Genomic DNA, 20,505 nt, shown 5'->3' on the forward strand with positions numbered 1-20,505 from the left:
GCCGATTCGATAGTTGTCCGCGAGCTTGACCCACTACCCGTGACTGGACGCAACGAAGAATTGGTGGTCCATGAACTGATCGCCACGAAGGATGGGTCCGCCGAATCTCTTGCTTGGATCAAGCTCTACGAACAAGGCCTTGCACACTATAGGGCAGGGCGGTTCAAGCAGGCAGTTGCCGCATTCGAGGCCGCAGACCAGGCGCGAAACGAGGATCCCGCCTCAACCGCAATGAAGATCCGCACCCAAAGCCTATTGAACAAGCCACCAACGGATCATTGGCGTGCCGCTGCAAGAACCAAAAAAAGCAGTTGATTACATCTGATCAAGTTTGGGCGCTTAGGCTTAGGACTCATAGCCAATAGATGATCAAAGCGGCGAAAGCGATTGCCGAGAGGAAGATTTTGGGGCACCTGTCGTACCGTGTCGCCACACGGCGCCAGTACTTCTATCTGCCAAACACGATCTCAACTCGATTGCAGCGTTTGTATCGGCGATTGTCGTATCGGACAGCGTCTTGCGCCGTTTGCGGCCTGGGATGCACGCGCGTATCCCTTTGTCTTTCGACACTTCTACGATCCAATCGGCATCATATCCGCGGTCACCCAACAACCATTCGACATTCGGTAGACTGCTGATCAATGACCTCGCACCAATGTAGTCACTGACCTGACCCTACGGCGAGTGCAGCTATTGCGGCGCTTAATCCATTAGGTTGGCTGGTAACGGGAGATTGTAGGAAGGAGCTCTCAGAACCGAAAACTGTTCCCGAACTCAAGTTCACAGGTGTGGTGGATGCTCCGCAAAAAGAATTGAACTGGATCAGCTCGACCTGAAAGAATGTGAGTTTGGGCATGTCGTAGACCCGATCTATCGCGTAACACATCAAAAGCAGCTTTTTCGAAGGGTGATAACTTGGACAAACTGTCAGTCATGCAAGCTTTTCGCCGTATCGTTGAACGCGGTAGTTTTGCCCGTGCGGCGGAAGATCTTGGTGTTTCTCCCGCGCTTCTCAGCAGAGAAATCAAGCTTCTGGAAGAAAGTCTAGGAACCGTTCTTCTCACCAGAACGACCCGATCCATGTCACTGACTGACACCGGCAGTCTCTACTACCAAGATGCAATTGGAATACTCGACGCGGTCGAGAAAACGGAGCAAGCCATCAGGGATGGTTCAAAAGCAGTGCGCGGGCATCTTCGGGTGAATGCATCAAGTTCTTTCGGCCAGACCGTTATCGCACCGATGCTTCCAGAGTTCTTGGAAACCTATCCAGATCTGCGTTTTACGCTTTCGATGGACGACAAGGTGATCGATATGGTCGAGGGCGGGTTCGATCTATCGATACGTATCCGTGCTGCCATGCCGGATTCGGCACTTGTTGCCCGACGGATCGGCGTGATGCGGCAAAGAATATTTGGGTCTCCAGACTATTTGGAGCGATGTGGGACGCCGACCCAGCCGGCGGATCTGAAAACCCACGCAATCATCGGCTTTTTGCTAGCTGATCATTTGACGAGCTGGAAACTCTCGACCGCCGAAGGTGTCACAACATTAGAGCTTGATCCGCGTGTGCGCGTCGGCAACAGCCTCGTTTTGCGGGATCTGCTGATAGCGGGGCAAGGTATCGGTACTCTGCCCGAGTTCGTCTCTGATGCTCCCGAAGCCAGCGGGGCCTTGGTGCGAGTTCTTCCTGACCACGAGCTGCCTGCGCCGGAAGTATTCGCCGTTACAGCATCTCGCTTGGGAATGGATGCAAAGGTCACAGCCTTTCTTGATCATCTGCGCCTGGCTCTCAGGTCGTGACATTGTTCAATACATGTAAAGAGTGATGTCAAAGAGCGCGCCTTAATTGGCGGCGCAACAAATTCCATTCTCTCAGGGAACAAGTTGCAGCCCTGAGAGGTATCCTATGTCACGTATTCTCGTTCTCTACTATTCAAGCTATGGCCACGTCCGCACATTGGCCAATGCCGAAGCTGAAGGCGCCAGAAGTGTTCCCGGCACTGAAGTTGACGTTCGACGTGTGCCCGAAACCGTCCCTGAAGAGGTCCGTCAGCAGGCTGGCTATGTCGTAGATGATACACCTGCCGCCTTGCCGACAGATCTGGAAAACTATGATGCAATCATCATTGGAACACCGACCCGATTTGGCATGATGGCTGGCCAAATGAAGTCCTTCCTTGACCAGGCGGGAGGGCTTTGGGCAAGGAATGCACTGGTTGGTAAGGACGGAGCGGTCTTTGCATCAACAGGTTCGCAACATGGCGGGCTCGAGGCCACCCTTCTGACAACGCAAGTTCCTCTTCAACACTTTGGGATGCTGATTGCCGGAATGCCCTACACATTTGCTGGCCAGACTACATCAGAAGATATCATTGGCGGCGCACCATATGGTGCCGGAACGATCGCCGGTGCTGATGGTGCCCGCACACCTACCGAAATTGACCTGGCCGGAGCGCGGTTCCAGGGCGCTCATGTTGCAAGGATTGCAGCGTGCCTCGTTGGATCAAACCTACAAGCGGAAGCAGCGTAACCCGCGCGCCTCTGACGTCTCACTCAAATTCTCAAACGCCTCAGCCGGGAGACATACTATGTCACGTTCAACCGATATTCTTCTCACCTCACTCGCCCCAGCGGTATGGGGAAGCACTTATCTGGTAACTACCGAAGCGCTCCCGGCTGGCTATCCGATTACCCTGGCTGCGTTACGAGCTCTGCCTGCTGGCTTGTTGTTGCTTGCAGTGACGCGCTGCGTTCCACCACGCGAATGGCTTGGTCGAGTTTTCGTCTTAGGCAGCCTCAATTTCGCTCTGTTCTGGGTGCTCCTCTTCGTTGCTGCGTATAGGTTACCCGGTGGTGTGGCCGCCACCCTAGGATCGTTGCAAGCGATGATCGTGATTTTGATGGCGTGGGGATGGCTGGGAACCCCAATCCGACTTGGTGCGCTCGGCGCCGCCGCGACTGGCGCAATGGGTGTTTCCCTGCTGCTGATCGGACCTGAAGCACAACTTGATTGGATCGGTATAGCAGCGGGTTTGGGAGGAGCCGCGTCAATGGCTGCTGGCACTGTTCTCAGCCGGAAATGGCAACCTCCGGTTTCGGCGCTGAGTTTCACAGCGTGGCAATTAACAGCCGGTGGTTTGATACTGCTGCCAGTCGCACTGTTCCTTGAGCCGCCTTTATCTGCGCTCAGCGCGACAAATGTCGCCGGGCTTATTTGGCTTGGGTTGATCGGTGCTGCAGCAACCTATGCTCTTTGGTTTCGTGGCATAGCGCGCCTGGAACCCAGTGCAGTTTCGATGCTCGGCATGATGAGTCCTGTAACAGCTGTCGTGCTCGGCTGGGTTTACTTGGGACAAGCGCTTAGCCTCACTCAGTCTATAGGAGCAGCCATAGTTATCGGCTCTGTTGTGGTCGGCCAGAGCGTGAGTCGAAGGGACAACTTGGGTTTGAGAAAATGGAAACCAGCAACAGCTGGATCTGTTTGATGGGTTTGAGTCGCAAACAATGGGCCCGATCACGCAAGTGGGCGAGGAATGGCTCAGCGCCTCGCTCACCCTACATCGAGCGCCCCTGCAAACCGGCCCCCAAGGAGCGGTATCTGACGCGCCGGGAGATTTCACAGCTCTTGGCGGTCGACTGCGGCTAGGGTTAGGGCTGTGTTATAACTCACATAGGATCGGGTCGATTTTGAACGTCGTCAGATCAATCTCCGCACTGGTGACGGACAGAGGAAGGGCAGGGCCATCGTCCCCATGACCAGGAGCCTTTATGCTGCGCTTTTGAACGCCCTGAAGGCTGCATTATCTGGCTATGTCGTGGAGTGGGCCGGCGGATCGGGAAAGTCAATCAAGAAAGGCTTCAAGGCGGCCGCAATCGTGGCAGGCCTACCTGACGTGTCGCCGCACGTCCAGCGGCACACGGAAGCTGTTCATATGGCTGAAGCAAGTATCTCGATGGAGGAGATCGCACAGTTTCTAGGCCATTCAGATTCCCGGATCACCGCGTCCGCCTACGTGCGCTACAGCCCTGAACACTTGCGTAAGGCTGCCAGTGCGTTGGAGTTCGACTAACGCTCAGATTCAACGAACCTCGGAGTCACTGTCTCAAAAACAACAAAGGCGCCCTCGGGCGCCTTGTTTTATTGGTCGGAGTGAGAGGATTCGAACCTCCGACCCCTGCCTCCCGAAGACAGTGCTCTACCAGGCTGAGCTACACTCCGACCGTGGCGCGTGATCTATACCTCGTCATATCGATGTGCAAGAGGGATTTTGGGCGTACACACATATGTCGTCGCTGGATTCGAGGGGTGGTTTTAACCCTTCGCCTGATCCGCGAATTCGCTGAGTCACTGCAACGGATCGGTTCGATACAGTCGGATTTTTGTTCCGCCGTGATCAACGATTGGGCCGGGGGGAAGCATTGGCAATCGCGTTGCGCGGGCAAGTCCGGGTGTGGTGGTGATGATGCCCACACGCCATCGCTGGAAACGACTGGATAATACCTTGCCTAAACTGCCATAGAGCGACCGCAGGCGCTTTTCATCACCGATGCGTGCCCCATAGGGCGGATTGACGATGACCAGCCCAGCTGGGCCTTCTGGCGGCTTGATATCACTGACCGAACAGTGCTGAAATCGGGTGGCATGATCCACTTGTGCCTGTCGGGCGTTCGAGCGTGAAGCCTCAATCGCGCCTGTATTGCGATCTGAGCCAAAGAATCTCAGCTCTGTTTCGGGTTGACCGATACTAGTGCGCATTTTTTGCCAGACATCTGGATCGAAGCTTGCCAAATCTTGGAATGCGAACTGACGTGAGCGGCCTGGGGGCAGACCAAGTGCAATTTCAGCCGCTTCGATAACGAATGTTCCAGAGCCACACATCGGGTCCAGAACCGGTTCAGACCCGTCAAACCCACACTCACGCAGGAACATCGCGGCCATTGTTTCCCGCATCGGGGCCTTGGCGACTGCAGGCTTATGACCGCGCTTGTGCAAGAGCTCGCCGGATGTGTCAACGGAGATCGTGCATATGTCTTTTTCGATTCGTAGCAGCACGCGGACTTTGCCATCGAGTGAGATTGAGGTGCTGAGCCCCTCGGATATGGCTTGTTCGATGCGCTGTCGCGCCGCTCCTGCATGATAGATACGAGATTTACGGCAGGTTGCTTCGACCTTCACGGGAATGTCTGGCCTGAGATAACTCGCCCACGGGAATTTTCGGGCACGCTTGTCCAATTGCGCCAAATGCACGGCGGGGAAACTGCCCAGTCGCACCAGAACCTTGTTGGCACCGCGCAATTCCAGATTGGCGCGCCAGACTTCCGGCCAATCGCCACGGCACACGACACCACCTGGAACGATCCTGGCGCTCGAGAATCCGCACTCGATGGCCTCGGCACACAAAGGCGTTTCGAGCCCTGGAGTGGCAATCAGAAAAATCTCGAATTTATCATTGTTGTCCATTGTCGTTGCTTACACCGGTTGATCAGCCTGTGCGACACGCAAATTAAATGGGCAAATTGTTCTGAACGACCGTAAGCTCAAAAGAATGTGACATTCCTTTTCGATTTTGGGCGGTAACAGGTTTGCGTTTGCACTCATCCCCGCGTAAAGGAGCCGTGATCGGAAATACGCCTGCGGATTCTGGTCGGATAATGGCGCTTTCGCGACCGGACAGACGGGAAATTTCGTGTTATTTCCTAGCATCATTGTAAGATGGCGCGCAGCAGGCGCAGGACAAAGGCTTGGAAGAACGTAGCAACATGCAAACTTTCAAACTAAAAAAAGGGTTGGATTTGCCGGTTGAAGGCGCGCCCGAACAGAAAATCCAGCCGGGGCCTGAATTCTCGTCGGTTGCCGTTCTGGGCAGTGATTATATCGGATTAAAGCCCAAGATGCTGGTGCAAGAGGGCGACGCGGTCCAGCGAGGAACGCCGTTGTTCTGCCACAAGGATGCGCCCGACGCGATGATGGTCGCGCCGCTGACCGGCAAGGTCGTGGCAATTAATCGCGGGGCGCGGCGTGTATTGCAGAGCGTGGTGATCGAGGTTTCGGATGCCAATGACGCCGGCATAGATTTCTCGGGCACCGGCGATGCCGAGACCGCCGAAGGTGTTACGGCCAAGCTATGCGCGGCCGGGCTGTGGACTTCTTTCCGGACACGTCCTTATTCAAAGATGCCCGAACCAGGCTCCAAGCCTACAGCAATCTTCGTGACAGCCATGGACAGCGATCCACTGGCAGGTGATGCGGCATTGGTTATTGCGGATGCGGGCGAGGCATTTGCGGCTGGTCTTGCAGCTGTCTCAAATCTGACCGATGGCAAAACGTATCTGTGCCAGCAAGAGGGGGCATCCATCCCCGGTTCCGATCTGCCAGGTATCGAAGCGGCTGCGTTTTCCGGCCCACACCCCTCGGGCCTTGCTGGAACTCATATTCACTTCCTTGAGCCGCTGGGAGCGGACAAGCAGGTTTGGACCATTGGCTACCAGGACGTGATCGCGATCGGCCGCCTGATGCAGACCGGTCATCTGGATTCAAACATCGTGATTGCTCTGTCTGGACCGGGCGCGCGCCAGCCGCGCCTGATCCGCACCGTGATGGGCGCGTCGACGGATGACCTGACCCGGGATGAAGTGAACGTCGACGGGATCGCGCGGATCATCTCGGGGTCGATCTTGTCGGGGCAGCATGCCGATGGTCCGACCGCCTATCTGGGCCGTTTTGCGCGCCAGATCAGCATTATTCGCGAAGATCATGATCAGCACACACTGGGCTGGATTCTTCCTATGCCTTCGAAATATGCGGTACAGCCTGTTTTGGGATCGGCTTTTGCCAAGAAACTCTATTCATTCACGTCAAACCTGAACGGTGGTCGCCGCGCGATGGTGCCGACGGGTGTATTTGAAGAGCTTATGCCCCAGGATTATCTGCCGACGCAATTGCTGCGGGCGCTATTGGTGATGGACACCGACACCGCGCAGGCGCTGGGTGCACTGGAACTGGACGAAGAAGACCTGGGCCTTGTGGGCTTTGCCTGCCCTGCGAAATATGAATATGGGCTGGCGCTGCGCGACTGCCTCACCAAGATTGAAAAGGAGGGCTGATCCACATGGGTTTGCGCAGCTTCTTCGATCGGATCGAGCCGAACTTTACCAAGGGCGGCAAGTACGAAAAATATTTCCCCATCTACGAGATGGTGGAAAGTTTTATCTACACTCCGAAAACCGTCACGACCGTCGCGCCGCATGCGCGCTCTTACGTGGATATGAAGCGGATCATGACCTATGTCGTGATTGCTACGATCCCCGCAATCCTCTGGGGGATGTATAACACCGGCTATCAGGCAAACTCGGCCATCGCCACGCTAGGACCGGATTCGGCAACAGGATGGCGGATTGCGATCCTGCAGATGTTCGGTATCTCGCTGAACCCTGACAGCATTTTCGCCAATGTGATGCATGGATTGATGTATTTCCTTCCGATCTACATCACCACACTGGTTGCGGGCGGTATTTTTGAGGTCATCTTCGCCACTGTGCGCGGCCATGAGGTCAACGAGGGTTTTCTAGTAACCTCCATGCTTTACACCCTGATTATGCCTGCGACTGCGCCATTGTGGCAGGTCGCGTTAGGCATCATTTTCGGTGTCGTGATCGGTAAGGAAGTATTTGGCGGCACGGGCAAGAACTTCCTCAACCCGGCACTGGTCGGGCGTGCTTTCCTATATTTCGCCTATCCCGCGCAAATGTCGGGGGATTCAGTCTGGACCCCGGTGGACGGATTTTCCGGTGCGACTGCATTGGGCATCTCCGCTGCTGAAGGCGTTCAGGCACTGGCGGCCGACGGGATCACCTGGGCCAATGCGTTCTTCGGGCAAATTCAGGGTAGCTTTGGAGAGACATCGACGCTGGCTTGCATGATCGGCCTGGCCTTCCTGCTGACGACCAAGATTGCCAATTATCGCCTGATTGTGGGCTGTCTTGCGGGCACCATAGGCTTCACGCTTCTGCTGAATCTGATCGGATCAGACACAAATCCGATGTTCGCGATGCCTTGGTACTGGCATATCGTTCTTGGGGGCTACGCCTTTGGTCTGGCGTTCATGGTAACCGAGCCCGTTTCGGCCAGTCACACCAATATGGGCCGCTACATCTATGGCGCGCTGATTGGTATCATGGTTGTGATGATCCGCGTCATTAACCCCGCTTTCCCAGAAGGTATGATGCTGGCAATCTTGTTCGGAAACGTTTTTGCGCCGCTGATCGACTATTTCGTCGTCCAGGCAAACATCAAACGGAGGGCGCGTCGCCATGTCTGATACGCAATCCAATGAACCCAAGGGAGCGATTGCCAAGTTTCTGGCTGCTTCGCCAGATTCGGTTGGCAAAACTATCTTTGTTGCCGTTGCCGTCTGCCTTGTAGCCTCGATGGTCGTGTCTGCTGCTGCGGTCAGCCTGCGCCCGGTGCAGGAAATCAACCGTTTGAAGGATAAGCAAGTCAACGTTCTGCAAGTTGCCGGCATCTACGAACCGGGCATTGATGTGACCGAGGCATTCGCTGCCTTTGAGCCGCATGTACTGGAATTGTCTACAGGTGAATTCGTTGACGATCAGTTCGACGCGACCACCTTCGATGATATCGCTGCTGCCAGCGATCCAGAACTGAGCGTCGCTTTGGACGATGACCCGGCTGGGATCGGGCGCAAGTCCAAGTACCGCGTAATCTATCTGCTGCGTGATGATGCAGGCGCGCTTGATAAGGTAATCCTGCCGCTGCACGGCTATGGCCTCTGGTCCACGCTCTATGGTTTCATCGCGCTGGAAAACAACGGCAACGATATCTACGGCCTGCAGTTCTATCAGCACGGTGAGACACCGGGCCTTGGCGCCGAGGTGGACAATCCTCGCTGGAAGGCGCTGTGGAATGGCAAAAAGCTGCGCGATGATGCAGGCGATCTGCAAATCACCGTTGCCAAGTCGCAACCCGCAGCAGGTCCTGATTTCTATGTCGATGCGCTGGCAGGCGCGACGCTGACTTCGGTTGGTGTCGACAACCTGGTGAAATTCTGGATGGGCGACGCGGGCTATGCTCCGTTCCTGGCCAAACTGCAAGCAGGAGAGCTCTGATGTCTCAGACCAAGAAAGAGATGCTGGTCGACCCGCTTGTCGACAACAACCCGATCACGCTGCAGGTGCTTGGCATCTGTTCGGCGCTGGCGGTGACCTCGTCGCTACAGGTATCGATGGTGATGGCGCTGGCGGTGATCTTCGTGACCTCGTTCTCGTCCTTCTTTATCTCGTGCCTGCGAAACCAAATCCCGGGTTCGATCCGGATCATCGTACAGATGGTTATCATTGCCTCACTGGTGATCCTGGTGGACCAGATCCTCAAGGCCTATGCATTTGAGATTTCCAAGACGCTGTCGGTTTTCGTCGGCCTGATCATCACCAACTGCATCGTGATGGGCCGCGCCGAGGCCTTTGCGATGAAGAACCCCCCGGTCGCGTCCTTTATCGACGGTATGGGCAACGGCATGGGCTATGGTCTGATCCTGCTGCTGGTCGGCTTCATTCGTGAGCTGTTTGGCGCCGGGTCACTGTTCGGTGTCACCATTCTGGAGACCGTCAACAACGGCGGCTGGTATGTGCCCAACGGCATGCTGCTGCTGCCGCCGTCGGCTTTCTTCATCATCGGTCTGATCATCTGGGCCTTCCGCACATGGAAGCCGAACCAGGTGGAAGAGCGTGAATACAAAATCCAGCAGGTAGAGGCCCACTGATGGAAGGTCTGATTTCACTGGCCATAAAGGCCATCTTTGTCGAAAACCTTGCGCTCAGCTTCTTTCTGGGGATGTGTACCTTCATCGCTGTTTCGAAGAAGATTTCAACTGCGCTGGGTCTGGGCATCTCGGTCATGGTGGTGCAGGCCATCACCGTGCCGGCGAATAATCTGCTGCTGAACTATCTGCTGAAACCAGGTGCGCTGGCTTGGGCAGGTTTCCCGGATGTGGACCTGACTTTCCTTGGACTGATCTCGTATATCGGCGTGATCGCAGCGATGGTTCAGATCCTAGAGATGGTGCTGGATAAGTACTTCCCCCCGCTCTACAACGCGCTTGGGATTTTCCTGCCGCTGATCACTGTAAACTGCGCCATTTTGGGTGGTTCACTGTTCATGGTGGAACGCGACTACAATTTTGCCGAAGCGGCGACTTACGGTCTGTCCTCTGGCTTTGGCTGGGCTCTGGCGATTACTGCGATGGCGGGTGTTCGGGAAAAGCTGAAGTATTCGGACATTCCCGATGGTCTGCAAGGCCTGGGCATCACTTTCATCACCGCTGGACTGATGGCGATGGCCTTCATGTCCTTCTCGGGCGTGAAACTGTAAGGAGGGCGGAATGGAAACCTTTGGCTTAGGTGTAGCCCTTTTCACCGTTATCGTTCTTGGTCTGGTTGCCATCATCATGGCGGCGCGGTCCAAGCTGGTTTCAACCGGTAACGTGAACATCACCATCAATGGTGAGAAAACAATCTCGGTCCCGGCGGGTGGCAAGCTGCTGCAGACGCTTGCGGCAGAGAAGCTATTCGTACCCTCCGCTTGTGGTGGTGGTGGCACCTGCGCGCAATGTCGCGTGCGCGTGCATTCCGGCGGTGGCTCGATCCTGCCGACCGAGGAAAGCCACATCACCAAGCGCGAGGCGTCTTGTGGTGACCGGCTATCCTGTCAGGTTGCAGTCAAGCAGGATATGGACATCGAAGTTCCCGAAGAGGTCTTCGGCGTCAAAAAATGGGTATGCACGGTGCGTTCGAACGAGAACGTAGCGACCTTCATCAAGGCTCTGACATTGGACCTCCCGGAAGGTGAGGACGTGAACTTCCGCGCTGGTGGTTACATCCAAATCGAAGCGCCTGCACACCAGCTCGCCTATACGGATTTCGACGTAGAAGAAGAATACCGCGAGGATTGGGATCGCTTCAATCTATGGCAGTACAAATCCGTCGTCGCCGAACCGATCGAACGCGCCTATTCCATGGCAAACTATCCGGATGAAAAAGGCATGATCATGCTGAACGTCCGCGTGGCTTCGCCCCCTCCTGGGTCCGAAGGTATCCCTCCGGGTCAGATGTCGTCGTATATTTTCAACCTGAAACCGGGCGACAAGGTCACAATCTCAGGTCCCTTTGGCGAGTTTTTTGCTCGCGAGACAGAAAAAGAGATGGTCTTCATCGGTGGTGGTGCTGGTATGGCCCCAATGCGCAGCCATATCTTTGACCAGCTCAAACGCCTTGAAAACCGCAACCGCAAGATCAGCTTCTGGTACGGCGCGCGGTCGAAGAAAGAGATGTTCTTTGTCGAAGACTTCGACACGCTGGCCAAGGAATTCGACAATTTCGAATGGCACGTTGCGTTGTCGGACGCCCAGCCCGAGGATGACTGGAAAGGCTACACTGGCTTTATCCACAACGTTTTGTTCGAGGAATATCTGAAGAACCACCCCGCACCCGAGGATTGCGAATACTACATGTGTGGTCCGCCAATCATGAACCAGTCGGTCATCAACATGCTGCTGGATCTGGGCGTGGACCGCGAAGACATCATGCTCGACGATTTCGGCGGATAAACAGAATCGGTCGGTTCCAACCCTTGGGACCGACCATTTTCATTTTGGGGCTGATGTTGGGCAGGCTGCCAATATCAACGTCTGCATTTGGCGAATTCCGCTTCATACTTTGCCGCATTGGGCAGCAGGTCTTATGTTAACCGGATGGATCAAAAGGCTTATCGCATCTCAAACACCGCCTGATCAGACGGTGAATCTGCATTCATTGGCGCCTACAGAAAAATTCTACGCAATCGGAGACATTCATGGGAGGTTGGATCTTTTACAACGGCTCCTGCCTGCGCTGGATAACGACTGTCCGGTGGTGTTTGTAGGCGACTATGTTGACCGGGGCGGATACAGCGCGCAGGTGTTGCGTCAGCTACATCACCTCGACACGAACCCCGAAACGCGGGCGATCTGCCTGAAAGGCAATCACGAAGATATGCTGCTTGGGTTTTTGTCCGATCCAACACGGATGGCGCGTGTCTGGCTGTATAATGGCGGTGCTCAGACTTTGGCTTCGTTTGGGCTTGCGGATATTGACCGGTCCAACCCGCAAGCCGTTGCCGAACAACTGCAGCAAGCGATGGGACAACCGCTTCTGGACTGGTTACAAGATCGGCCGCTGACCTGGACGAGCGGGAATGTAACGGTTGTTCATGCCGCGCTTGACCCTTCGCAGCCGGTCGATCGGCAACAGGACAGAACTTGCCTTTGGGGGCATCCTCATTTCCGCAAGAAACGCCGGAAAGACGAGCAATGGGTGGTGCATGGCCATACCATCGTCGACGAAGCTCGGGTCGAGCATGATGTCATTTCGATTGATACAGGTGCGTTCATCACCGATCAGTTGACGGCTGCGGAAATCTCGCCTGGTTCTGTCCGATTTATCTCGACAGCGCACACCGGAATCGCGCGCGCATCAGCGTAAGTCGCTAGCCGACGATCATTTGCTTCATTCTAAGTGCTTCATATTCCAGTTCTTTCAAGCGGAAATGAACCACATCGCCAATGGTGATCACCCCGCGCAGATTCCCATCACTCAATACCGGCATATGCCGGAACCGGCCCTCGGTCATGGTTTTCAACACGTCGTTCAGATAATCTTCGGGGCTGCAGGTTTTAACCTCGGTCGTCATAAGATCAGCCACGGATTGGGGTAGGGTCTGGCCGGGCGTTTCCGCCATACGGCGCACGATATCACGTTCGGAAAGGATACCCTGCAGGGCACCATTCTGATCTGTCACAACAACAGCCCCGATGCGTTTTTCGCGCAAGATATCCACGACCGAGTGAATCGTGTCGTTGGGCCGCACCGAAAAAACGGCATCCCCTTTACCTTCCATCAGTTTCGCAACCGTTGTCTGGGTATGCGACAGATTGGTCTCGACTGATTGACTGCGGGTTGTCGCCGCGGCCTTGTCGCCGCGTGTCGGAGGCTGGTAAGAGCTTGGGGCCATGGGCGGTCTCCTCTTTCACCGGTATTGTCCTTACAACCTACCTTACCGCAGGGACCGGCCCTGTATAGGGTGCAATTTCGAAAACCGGCGTAACTTGGCCACTTCAAAAGGAAATTGCTTGTGAGCAACCTGTATCTGACGCCACCAGTCGCCGCGCTGATATTCTTTATCGTGGTGGTCTGCGGCCATAATTTTCGCATGGCTTGGAAACAGCAACCGGAAGGTTGGCAAAAGCGCGCTTGGCTGTTTGGCGTCCCGGCAGCAATCGGGCTTTTTGCATTGGCGTTTTTGCCGCTCAAGATTTGATGTCGGTTTGACTCTGAACAGGCTCACTGGCATATGCCGGGCAAGAACACTCCCGGGAGATTGCACCATGCGCCCACTGATTGCACTGGCCTCACTTTTGATTGTTTCGGCCTGTTTGTTTGGCAAAGAACCGGATGTGGTGCGCCTGTCTGGCGAGACGATGGGAACCACGTTCAATGTCACCGCAATCGGCGATGATTTAGACGAAGCAGCGCTGGGGCAAGCGGTTCAGGAGACCTTGGCGCAGGTCAATGCCAAGATGTCCAACTGGGACCCGAATTCCGAGGTCTCGACCTTCTCGGCCTCAGGCAGCACGGACCCCATGCAAGTGTCAGACGAATTTGCCTTCGTCATCGAGGCCGCAAATGAGGTTCACGAGAAATCCGGTGGTACGTTTGATGTTACCCTTGGTCCGCTGATCGAATTGTGGGGGTTTGGACCGCGAAAACCTGAAGACCCAATTCCGGCAGATGACGAGATCGCGACAGCTCTTGGGCAAGTGGGACAAGCGCGGTTGTTAGACTTGGATCGCGGAGCGGGCACTTTGGCCAAGTCAGAGGCAGGAGTCGGGATCAACCTGTCTGCGATCGCCAAAGGTTATGGCATCGATGCGGTTGCCGCGCAGCTGCGCGAGGCCGGGATCGAGAACTATATGGTCGAGATCGGTGGTGATCTGGTGACCATGGGCGAGAATGACAAAGGCGAAAGCTGGCGGATCGGGATCGAAAAACCCGAGACTGGCGCGCAATCAATCCAGTTGATCGTGCCGCTCGACAATCTGGGAATGGCGACCTCGGGTGATTACAAGAACTTCTTCGAACAGGACGGGGTGCGCTATTCGCATATCATTGACCCGACGACGGGCCGCCCGATTACTCATCGCACCACTTCGGTTACTGTTATAGCAGACAACGCCATGATGGCGGATGCGTGGGCAACGGCGATGCTGGCATTGGGTCTGGAAAAGGGTCTGGAACTGGCCGAAGAGCATAAACTTGCCGTGTTCTTCATCTCGCGGGATGTGACAAGCGGAGAAGAAGCCTATATCACCGTACAAAGCAGCGCCTTCAAGGATGCGCTGGGGACCAACTGACCGGTAGGAACCGCTATGAGCACCTTTATTCTAGCCTTTTTCCTGTTGCTGATCGTCATGGTTGGCATGGCGCTGGGTGTGATGTTGATGGGCAAAACCATCAAAGGCAGCTGCGGTGGCCTGAACGCGATCTCGGGTGCCGATAAATGTGTGGTCTGTCAAAAGGATATCGATCCCGACAGCCCTCTGCGCGACCAGTTGCAGTGCAAGCGTGCGAAAAAGATGCTGCAACAGATGGAAGGCTAGGATAACCCTCTTGGCATGAACAAAGCCAAGAACGTCCTCTTCATCATGTTCGACCAATTGCGCTGGGATTACCTCAGCTGCTACGGACATCCACATCTGCATACGCCAAATATTGACCGTCTCGCCTCGATGGGTATGCGGTTCACACGGGCCTACATCCAGTCACCGATCTGCGGCAGTTCCCGTATGTCGACCTATACCGGCCGCTATGTGCATTCGCACGGCGCGTCATGGAATGGAATCCCGCTGAAAGTTGGTGAGGTCACCATGGGCGATCACTTGCGCAAGGCAGGGATGGATTGCTGGTTGGTTGGCAAGACTCATATGCGCGCAGACGCCGAGGGCATGGCTCGTTTGGGGCTTGAGCCCGACAGCCTGATCGGGGCACGCGTCGCTGAATGCGGGTTTGATGTCTTTGAGCGCGATGATGGGATGCGCCCCGAAGGGCCGGATGGGTTTTATGACCCGGATGGCGCCAAAAGGTATAACGAGTATCTGAAAGACAAAGGCTATGAGAGTGACAACCCCTGGCACGACTTCGCCAATTCGGGGCTGGATGAAGAGGGCAATGTACTTTCAGGTTGGTTCCTGAAGAATTCGTCAGAGGCCGCGAATATCGCCGAGGAAGACAGCGAAACGCCTTATCTCACCTCTCGCGGCATGGAGTTCATGGAAAACCATGAGGGGCCGTGGTGCTGCCACCTCAGCTACATCAAACCGCATTGGCCCTATATTGTGCCAGAACCCTACGCCTCGATGTATGGTCCCGAACACATTCTGCCTGTCATTCGGTCCGAAGCTGAACGGCAGAACGCTCATCCGGTGCTGAAAGCGTTCATGGAAACGAAAATCGGCCAGACCTTCTCGCGTCAGGATGTACGCGAGGCCGTGATCCCAGCCTATATGGGCCTGATCAAGCAGGCTGACGACCAAATGGGGCGGCTGTTTGACTGGATGGAACAGACCGGACGAATGCAGGACACGATGATCGTGCTGACCTCGGACCACGGGGATTTTCTGGGCGATCACTGGATGGGAGAGAAGACCTTCTTCCATGACGCCTCGACCAAAATGCCGCTGATCATCTATGATCCATCGCCCGAGGCTGATGCCACGCGCGGCACCACATGCGATGCATTGGTCGAATCCATCGATCTAGCGCCCACGTTTCTGGAGGTTGCAGGCGGTGAACCCGCAGGGCACATTTTGGAGGGGCATTCGTTGCTGCCCATCCTGCACGGTCAGGCCGAAAGCACTCCGCGCGATGTGGTGATTTGTGAGTACGACTACTCCGCATCCCCCATAGCGCAGGCACTGAACGCCTCGGTTCGGGATGCGGTCATGTTCATGGTTGCAAACGAGAAATGGAAGCTGATCCATTGTGAAGGGGGCTATCGCCCGCTTTTGTTTGATCTAGAGAATGATCCGAATGAGCTGACGGACCTGAGCGAAAGCGATGAGCATGCAGACATCATCGCCGAGATGTATGATCACCTGTTCACCTGGACGCGGCGCCAGTCGCAGCGCACGACCCGGTCGGAAGAACAACTGCTAAACATGCGTGGATCAAGCCGAGGAACAGGCGTGGTGATCGGTATTTACGACGAAAACGAGATGCCGCTTGAGCTGACCGTTAAATACCGCAACCGCAAAGCGCGACCCTTTGGGGACTACAAGACAGATTAATTCTTCATTCGCGGCCCTAATGACGGTTCAACCTTGAGCGGGCAGGGGGTAGAAGACAGCAACGCCGCCTCAATCGGAGAGCTTTCATGACCGCCCCAAAGCCCGTTGTCCTTTGTATCCTTGATGGTTGGGGCCTATCTGACGACACCAAGGCCAATGCGCCTTATCTGGCAAATACGCCAACCTTTGATGCTCTCATGGCTGAAGGTCCTCATGCGCAACTGATAACGCACGGGCCGGATGTGGGTCTACCTAGTGGTCAGATGGGTAATTCCGAGGTTGGTCACACCAATATCGGGGCTGGGCGCGTGGTTGCGATGGATCTAGGGCAGATTGACCTAGCCATAGAAGACGGTTCTTTCTTTCACAATGAGGCGCTGCAGAGCTTCATCGCTAAGGTGAAAGCTGCAGGCGGGACAGCGCATCTGATGGGGCTGGTATCGGATGGGGGCGTGCACGGGCACCTGGATCACATCGTAGCTGCCGCCAAAGCGGCTACCGATGCGGGTGTGCCTGTGGCGCTACATGCGATCACCGACGGGCGCGATGTGGCCCCGAAATCGGCCTTTACCTACATCGCCGAACTCGAAGACCGGTTGCCCGATGGCGCAAAGGTCGTCACCGTCTGTGGGCGCTACTTTGCCATGGACCGCGATAATCGCTGGGAACGCGTTTCCGAGGCCTATGACGCAATAGTCAAAGGTCAGGGGCGCACCGTGGCCTCGGCCCAGGAGGCCGTCGACCATGCCTACGCCCAATCCGAAACCGACGAGTTTATCGCGCCCACGGTTCTTGCTGGTTATTCCGGTATTAAGGACGGTGACGGGTTCTTTTGCCTGAACTTCCGCGCCGACCGTGCCCGAGAAATCCTGCGGGCAATTGGGGAGCCCGGTTTTGCCGAGTTCGACTCCGGTCCGCGCCCGCAGTTGTCGGCGTTACTTGGCATGGTTGAGTATTCCGATGGCCATAACGATTATATGACGACCGTATTTCCCAAGCGGGATATCGTGAACACGCTGGGCGAATGGGTTGCAAAGCAAGGCCTGCGCCAGTTCCGGCTGGCCGAGACCGAGAAGTACCCTCATGTCACTTTCTTCCTGAACGGTGGCAAAGAGCAGCCTGAGGGTGGCGAGGATCGCTTCATGCCCAAATCGCCCAAAGTGGCGACATATGATTTGCAGCCCGAGATGTCCTCGGCCGAAGTGACAGAAAAGTTCGTCGAGGCGATCCACGGCGGATATGATCTGATCGTCACCAACTACGCCAATCCCGATATGGTTGGCCATACCGGTGATCTGAAAGCTGCGATCAAGGCCTGTGAGGCTGTTGATCAAGGTCTGGGGCAGGTGGTTGCAGCGCTGAAGCAGGTCGGGGGTGCGATGATCGTGACCGCAGATCATGGTAACTGCGAAATGATGGTCGATCCGGAGACGGGCGGTCCACATACGGCCCATACGCTGAACCCCGTGCCTGTTGTTCTGGTCGGCGGCCCCGAAGGTTCAAGCCTGCGCGATGGGCGCTTGGCCGATCTTGCTCCAACTTTGTTGCAGCTTATGGAATTGCCGAAACCCGTTGAAATGACAGGGGAAAGCTTGCTGACATGAGATTGCGCCCGATCGTTGCTGCAGCGCTGATTTGGGCCACCCCTGTCGTCGCCCAAACCAGCCCGTCAAAGGCGGCACTAGAAGCGGCCGAGATGCTGGAGCAAGCCTCGATCGCGTTGACTGAGGCCGAATCTGCCCGCGACCGGGTCAAAGCTCTGACCGAAACCATAAAAGCCTACGAGGCTGGTCTGAGCGCCATGCGCGACGGCCTGCGCCGCGCGGCCTTGCGCGAGGCGCAATTGACTGCAGAATTGCAGGTACAAGAGCAGGAGGTAGCGCAGCTGCTAGGTGTTCTCCAGACGATCGAAACCACCGCGCCTCCGGTACTTATGCTGCACCCGTCCGGCCCACTTGGGGCCGCGCGCACTGGTATAATGTTGTCCGAAGTCACGCCTGGGTTAAACGCGCAGGCTCAGGCGCTAGCAAACGAATTGCAAGAGGTACAGACACTGCGACAGCTTCAACAAAACGCTGCCAATACGCTGACCGAAGGGTTGGAGGGTGTTCAGGATGCCCGCACGCAGCTTAGTGAGGCGATAGCGGACCGGACCGATCTGCCGCGCCGTTTCGTAGAAGATCCTGTGCGTACAGCGATCCTGATATCTTCGACCGAAACGCTGGATGGGTTTGCCAGTGGGTTATCCGAGATCACCGATGGTGAGATTGAAGATACAAATGCAGATGTCTCGGGCCGGAAAGGTCAAATCGCGTTACCCGCACAAGGGGTCATGCTGCACCGGGCGGGCGAAACGGACGCAGCGGGGGTAACGCGCCCCGGGCTGGTGCTGGGCACGCGACCCCGCGCATTGGTCACCGCGCCAACGGCTGCCACGATCCGTTACCGCGGGCCCTTGCTGGATCTCGGGAATCTTGTGATCCTTGAACCCCAGCCCGGATTGCTATTCGTGTTCTCAGGTCTGCAAGAGGTATATGGTCTGACCGGGGAAGTGATACCCGAGGGTACTCCGGTAGGTTTGATGCCGGGTGAAACTCCGGAAATCGGCGCTATTATGTCAACAAGCGGTGATGGCACTGGAACTGACTGGTCAGAAACGCTCTATATAGAAGTAAGACAGGATAACAGCCCAGTGGACCCGGAATCATGGTTCCGGACGGACAAGGATGGATAAACGAGTATGAAGAAATTTGTGATGGCCGGACTGGCCGGCACCGTGGCAGGGATAGTCGCAACAACACAGATCGCAGGCCCTCTGCTTGCGCAAGAGGCCGAGAACAAGGCAAGTGTTTACGAACAACTTGATCTGTTCGGTGACATTTTCGAACGTATTCGCGCCCAGTATGTCGAAGAGGTAGAAACCGACGAGCTGATCGAGGCTGCGATTGACGGGATGCTGACCTCGCTAGACCCACATTCCAGCTACCTGTCGCCTGATGATGCCGAGCAGATGCGCGTGCAGACACGTGGCGAATTTGGCGGGCTCGGTATCGAAGTCACGCAGGAAGAAGGCTTTGTCAAAGTTGTATCGCCCATCGATGACACCCCAGCGGATGCTGCTGGTATCGAAGCGGGCGATTTCATCACTCATGTGGATGGCGAGAGCATTTTGGGGCTGACGCTGGATAAAGCCGTGGACCTGATGCGCGGCCCGGTGGGATCGGAAATCGTGATCACAGTCGTGCGTGAAGGCGAGCAGGAGCCATTCGACGTAACGATCGTTCGCGACACGATCAAGCTGACCGCAGTTCGTGCACGTACCGAAGGTACAAGTGTCGTGTTGCGTGTCACGACCTTCAATGACCAAACCTATCCGAACCTTAAGGAAGGACTGGAAGAACAGATTGAAGAGGCCGGGGGCATCGAAAACGTCAATGGCATCGTTCTGGATCTGCGTAACAATCCCGGCGGGTTGTTGACTCAGGCCATTAAGGTCTCTGACGCGTTCCTGGATGAGGGCGAAATCGTCTCGACCCGGGGTCGCAATCTTGAAGATGGTGAGCGATTCAACGCAACACCCGGCGATCTGACCGGAGGCAAGCCCATCGTTGTGCTGATCAACGGTGGTTCGGCCTCAGCGTCGGAAATTGTCGCGGGCGCCTTGCAGGATCACAATCGCGCCATCGTGGTTGGCACTAAGAGCTTCGGCAAGGGATCGGTGCAGACGGTCATGCCGCTTCGGGGTGACGGGGCTATGCGTCTGACAACCTCTCGCTACTACACGCCCTCGGGTCGTTCGATTCAGGCGCTTGGCGTCAGCCCGGACATCATCGTCGAGCAACCGCGCAACAACCCGGTTGACGAGGAAGAGGAAGATACAAACACTCGCACCCGGTCCGAGGCCGATCTGCGCGGCAGCCTGAATAATGACAGCCTCAGCGAGGACGAGATTCGCCAGATCGAAGAAGATCGCGCCAAGGCCGAAGCCACGGCGGAGCTGCGGGAAGAGGATTATCAACTGGCCTATGCCATTGATATTCTCAAAGGCCTGTCCGCGTTCAATCCGACCGGGCCGTCACAATAAAGGGGAGGGGGGCCGCCATCTGCG

20 protein-coding genes, 1 tRNA gene and 2 pseudogenes are annotated in these 20,505 nt (G+C 56.0%); 19 read left to right on the top strand and 4 right to left on the bottom strand.

The window, feature by feature from the left end; genetic code table 11:
- Positions 1–315 (top strand): annotated as a pseudogene (locus ACRZ9U_RS18590) (adenylate/guanylate cyclase domain-containing protein); the annotation flags it as partial.
- A 37-nt stretch (positions 316–352) separates the two neighbouring features.
- Here the strand turns inward: ACRZ9U_RS18590 and ACRZ9U_RS18595 are convergent.
- Positions 353–675, bottom strand: a pseudogene (locus ACRZ9U_RS18595) (transposase); the annotation flags it as partial.
- 258 nt (positions 676–933) lie between these two features.
- Here ACRZ9U_RS18595 and ACRZ9U_RS18600 point away from each other — a divergent pair.
- The 4 genes from ACRZ9U_RS18600 (at position 934) to ACRZ9U_RS18615 (ending at position 4,073) form a co-directional block, all read left to right on the top strand.
- Complete coding sequence (locus ACRZ9U_RS18600; protein ID WP_480902650.1) at positions 934–1,803, top strand: LysR family transcriptional regulator; 870 nt, start codon at positions 934–936, stop codon at positions 1,801–1,803.
- Positions 1,804–1,909: 106 nt separating this feature from the next.
- Positions 1,910–2,533, top strand: a complete 624-nt coding sequence (gene wrbA / locus ACRZ9U_RS18605; protein WP_170407208.1) for an NAD(P)H:quinone oxidoreductase — start codon at positions 1,910–1,912, stop codon at positions 2,531–2,533.
- A 58-nt stretch (positions 2,534–2,591) separates the two neighbouring features.
- A complete protein-coding gene (locus ACRZ9U_RS18610) occupies positions 2,592–3,488 on the top strand; it encodes a DMT family transporter (RefSeq protein ID WP_170407211.1) in 897 nt (298 codons plus the stop codon).
- A gap of 216 nt (positions 3,489–3,704) precedes the next feature.
- Positions 3,705–4,073 (top strand): tyrosine-type recombinase/integrase, encoded by a 369-nt coding sequence (locus ACRZ9U_RS18615; RefSeq protein ID WP_480886681.1) that lies wholly within the window; start codon positions 3,705–3,707, stop codon positions 4,071–4,073.
- A gap of 72 nt (positions 4,074–4,145) precedes the next feature.
- Here ACRZ9U_RS18615 and ACRZ9U_RS18620 read toward each other — a convergent pair.
- Positions 4,146–4,222, bottom strand: a tRNA-Pro gene (locus ACRZ9U_RS18620).
- 126 nt (positions 4,223–4,348) lie between these two features.
- The gene (locus ACRZ9U_RS18625) at positions 4,349–5,464 is read right to left on the bottom strand and encodes a THUMP domain-containing class I SAM-dependent RNA methyltransferase (protein WP_480902653.1); all 1,116 of its coding nucleotides are present in this window, start codon (positions 5,462–5,464) and stop codon (positions 4,349–4,351) included.
- Between the two features lie 299 nt (positions 5,465–5,763).
- Between ACRZ9U_RS18625 and ACRZ9U_RS18630 the strand changes: the two genes are divergently transcribed.
- From ACRZ9U_RS18630 to ACRZ9U_RS18660, 7 genes are all read left to right on the top strand, one after another.
- Entirely contained in the window at positions 5,764–7,107 is a 1,344-nt protein-coding gene (locus ACRZ9U_RS18630) for a Na(+)-translocating NADH-quinone reductase subunit A (protein ID WP_170407218.1), read from the top strand.
- Between the two features lie 5 nt (positions 7,108–7,112).
- Positions 7,113–8,321, top strand: coding sequence for an NADH:ubiquinone reductase (Na(+)-transporting) subunit B (locus tag ACRZ9U_RS18635; RefSeq protein WP_170407221.1), 1,209 nt, complete (start codon positions 7,113–7,115; stop codon positions 8,319–8,321).
- Positions 8,314–9,129, top strand: coding sequence for a Na(+)-translocating NADH-quinone reductase subunit C (locus tag ACRZ9U_RS18640; protein WP_170393983.1), 816 nt, complete (start codon positions 8,314–8,316; stop codon positions 9,127–9,129). Before ACRZ9U_RS18635 ends, ACRZ9U_RS18640 begins: the two co-directional genes overlap by 8 nt.
- Positions 9,129–9,782, top strand: a complete 654-nt coding sequence (locus tag ACRZ9U_RS18645) for an NADH:ubiquinone reductase (Na(+)-transporting) subunit D (protein WP_152460184.1) — start codon at positions 9,129–9,131, stop codon at positions 9,780–9,782. The genes ACRZ9U_RS18640 and ACRZ9U_RS18645 overlap by 1 nt, the downstream gene beginning before the upstream one ends.
- Positions 9,782–10,390, top strand: coding sequence for an NADH:ubiquinone reductase (Na(+)-transporting) subunit E (nqrE, locus tag ACRZ9U_RS18650; RefSeq protein WP_170407226.1), 609 nt, complete (start codon positions 9,782–9,784; stop codon positions 10,388–10,390). Before ACRZ9U_RS18645 ends, nqrE begins: the two co-directional genes overlap by 1 nt.
- Positions 10,391–10,400: 10 nt before the next feature.
- Positions 10,401–11,624: an NADH:ubiquinone reductase (Na(+)-transporting) subunit F gene (gene nqrF, locus ACRZ9U_RS18655; protein ID WP_480902658.1), complete on the top strand. Its 1,224-nt coding sequence runs from the start codon at positions 10,401–10,403 to the stop codon at positions 11,622–11,624.
- 133 nt (positions 11,625–11,757) lie between these two features.
- Positions 11,758–12,537, top strand: coding sequence for a metallophosphoesterase (locus tag ACRZ9U_RS18660; protein ID WP_170407228.1), 780 nt, complete (start codon positions 11,758–11,760; stop codon positions 12,535–12,537).
- Between the two features lie 4 nt (positions 12,538–12,541).
- On the opposite strand, the gene ACRZ9U_RS18665 is transcribed toward ACRZ9U_RS18660, so the two are convergent.
- Complete coding sequence (locus ACRZ9U_RS18665) at positions 12,542–13,066, bottom strand: CBS domain-containing protein (RefSeq protein ID WP_170393976.1); 525 nt, start codon at positions 13,064–13,066, stop codon at positions 12,542–12,544.
- A gap of 120 nt (positions 13,067–13,186) precedes the next feature.
- Here ACRZ9U_RS18665 and ACRZ9U_RS18670 point away from each other — a divergent pair, with 120 nt between their 5' ends.
- The 7 genes from ACRZ9U_RS18670 (at position 13,187) to ACRZ9U_RS18700 (ending at position 20,481) form a co-directional block, all read left to right on the top strand.
- Positions 13,187–13,372, top strand: a complete 186-nt coding sequence (locus ACRZ9U_RS18670) for a hypothetical protein (RefSeq protein ID WP_170407230.1) — start codon at positions 13,187–13,189, stop codon at positions 13,370–13,372.
- Between the two features lie 67 nt (positions 13,373–13,439).
- Positions 13,440–14,465 carry an FAD:protein FMN transferase gene (locus ACRZ9U_RS18675; protein WP_170407233.1) on the top strand — a complete coding sequence of 342 codons (1,026 nt, stop codon included), beginning with the start codon at positions 13,440–13,442 and terminating at the stop codon, positions 14,463–14,465.
- A 15-nt stretch (positions 14,466–14,480) separates the two neighbouring features.
- Positions 14,481–14,711, top strand: a complete 231-nt coding sequence (gene nqrM, locus ACRZ9U_RS18680; protein ID WP_170393970.1) for a (Na+)-NQR maturation NqrM — start codon at positions 14,481–14,483, stop codon at positions 14,709–14,711.
- Between the two features lie 15 nt (positions 14,712–14,726).
- Complete coding sequence (locus ACRZ9U_RS18685; RefSeq protein WP_480902662.1) at positions 14,727–16,397, top strand: sulfatase-like hydrolase/transferase; 1,671 nt, start codon at positions 14,727–14,729, stop codon at positions 16,395–16,397.
- An 86-nt stretch (positions 16,398–16,483) separates the two neighbouring features.
- Complete coding sequence (gpmI, locus tag ACRZ9U_RS18690; protein ID WP_170736076.1) at positions 16,484–18,001, top strand: 2,3-bisphosphoglycerate-independent phosphoglycerate mutase; 1,518 nt, start codon at positions 16,484–16,486, stop codon at positions 17,999–18,001.
- A complete protein-coding gene (locus ACRZ9U_RS18695; protein WP_170407241.1) occupies positions 17,998–19,131 on the top strand; it encodes a peptidase M23 in 1,134 nt (377 codons plus the stop codon). Before gpmI ends, ACRZ9U_RS18695 begins: the two co-directional genes overlap by 4 nt.
- A gap of 6 nt (positions 19,132–19,137) precedes the next feature.
- On the top strand, positions 19,138–20,481 hold the full coding sequence (locus ACRZ9U_RS18700; RefSeq protein WP_170393963.1) for a S41 family peptidase: 1,344 nt from the start codon (positions 19,138–19,140) through the stop codon (positions 20,479–20,481).
- The last annotated feature ends 24 nt before the right edge of the window (positions 20,482–20,505 follow it).

The sequence above is a fragment of the Ruegeria sp. D7 genome (assembly GCF_056534355.1).

Coding starts and splice junctions, on each gene's coding strand:
- ACRZ9U_RS18600 (WP_480902650.1), top strand. CDS start 934: ATGCAAGCTTTTCGCCGTATCGTTGAACGCGGTAGTTTTGCCCGTGCG.
- wrbA (WP_170407208.1), top strand. CDS start 1,910: ATGTCACGTATTCTCGTTCTCTACTATTCAAGCTATGGCCACGTCCGC.
- ACRZ9U_RS18610 (WP_170407211.1), top strand. CDS start 2,592: ATGTCACGTTCAACCGATATTCTTCTCACCTCACTCGCCCCAGCGGTA.
- ACRZ9U_RS18625 (WP_480902653.1), bottom strand. CDS start 5,464: ATGGACAACAATGATAAATTCGAGATTTTTCTGATTGCCACTCCAGGG.
- ACRZ9U_RS18630 (WP_170407218.1), top strand. CDS start 5,764: ATGCAAACTTTCAAACTAAAAAAAGGGTTGGATTTGCCGGTTGAAGGC.
- ACRZ9U_RS18635 (WP_170407221.1), top strand. CDS start 7,113: ATGGGTTTGCGCAGCTTCTTCGATCGGATCGAGCCGAACTTTACCAAG.
- ACRZ9U_RS18640 (WP_170393983.1), top strand. CDS start 8,314: ATGTCTGATACGCAATCCAATGAACCCAAGGGAGCGATTGCCAAGTTT.
- ACRZ9U_RS18645 (WP_152460184.1), top strand. CDS start 9,129: ATGTCTCAGACCAAGAAAGAGATGCTGGTCGACCCGCTTGTCGACAAC.
- nqrE (WP_170407226.1), top strand. CDS start 9,782: ATGGAAGGTCTGATTTCACTGGCCATAAAGGCCATCTTTGTCGAAAAC.
- nqrF (WP_480902658.1), top strand. CDS start 10,401: ATGGAAACCTTTGGCTTAGGTGTAGCCCTTTTCACCGTTATCGTTCTT.
- ACRZ9U_RS18660 (WP_170407228.1), top strand. CDS start 11,758: ATGTTAACCGGATGGATCAAAAGGCTTATCGCATCTCAAACACCGCCT.
- ACRZ9U_RS18665 (WP_170393976.1), bottom strand. CDS start 13,066: ATGGCCCCAAGCTCTTACCAGCCTCCGACACGCGGCGACAAGGCCGCG.
- ACRZ9U_RS18675 (WP_170407233.1), top strand. CDS start 13,440: ATGCGCCCACTGATTGCACTGGCCTCACTTTTGATTGTTTCGGCCTGT.
- nqrM (WP_170393970.1), top strand. CDS start 14,481: ATGAGCACCTTTATTCTAGCCTTTTTCCTGTTGCTGATCGTCATGGTT.
- ACRZ9U_RS18685 (WP_480902662.1), top strand. CDS start 14,727: ATGAACAAAGCCAAGAACGTCCTCTTCATCATGTTCGACCAATTGCGC.
- gpmI (WP_170736076.1), top strand. CDS start 16,484: ATGACCGCCCCAAAGCCCGTTGTCCTTTGTATCCTTGATGGTTGGGGC.
- ACRZ9U_RS18695 (WP_170407241.1), top strand. CDS start 17,998: ATGAGATTGCGCCCGATCGTTGCTGCAGCGCTGATTTGGGCCACCCCT.
- ACRZ9U_RS18700 (WP_170393963.1), top strand. CDS start 19,138: ATGAAGAAATTTGTGATGGCCGGACTGGCCGGCACCGTGGCAGGGATA.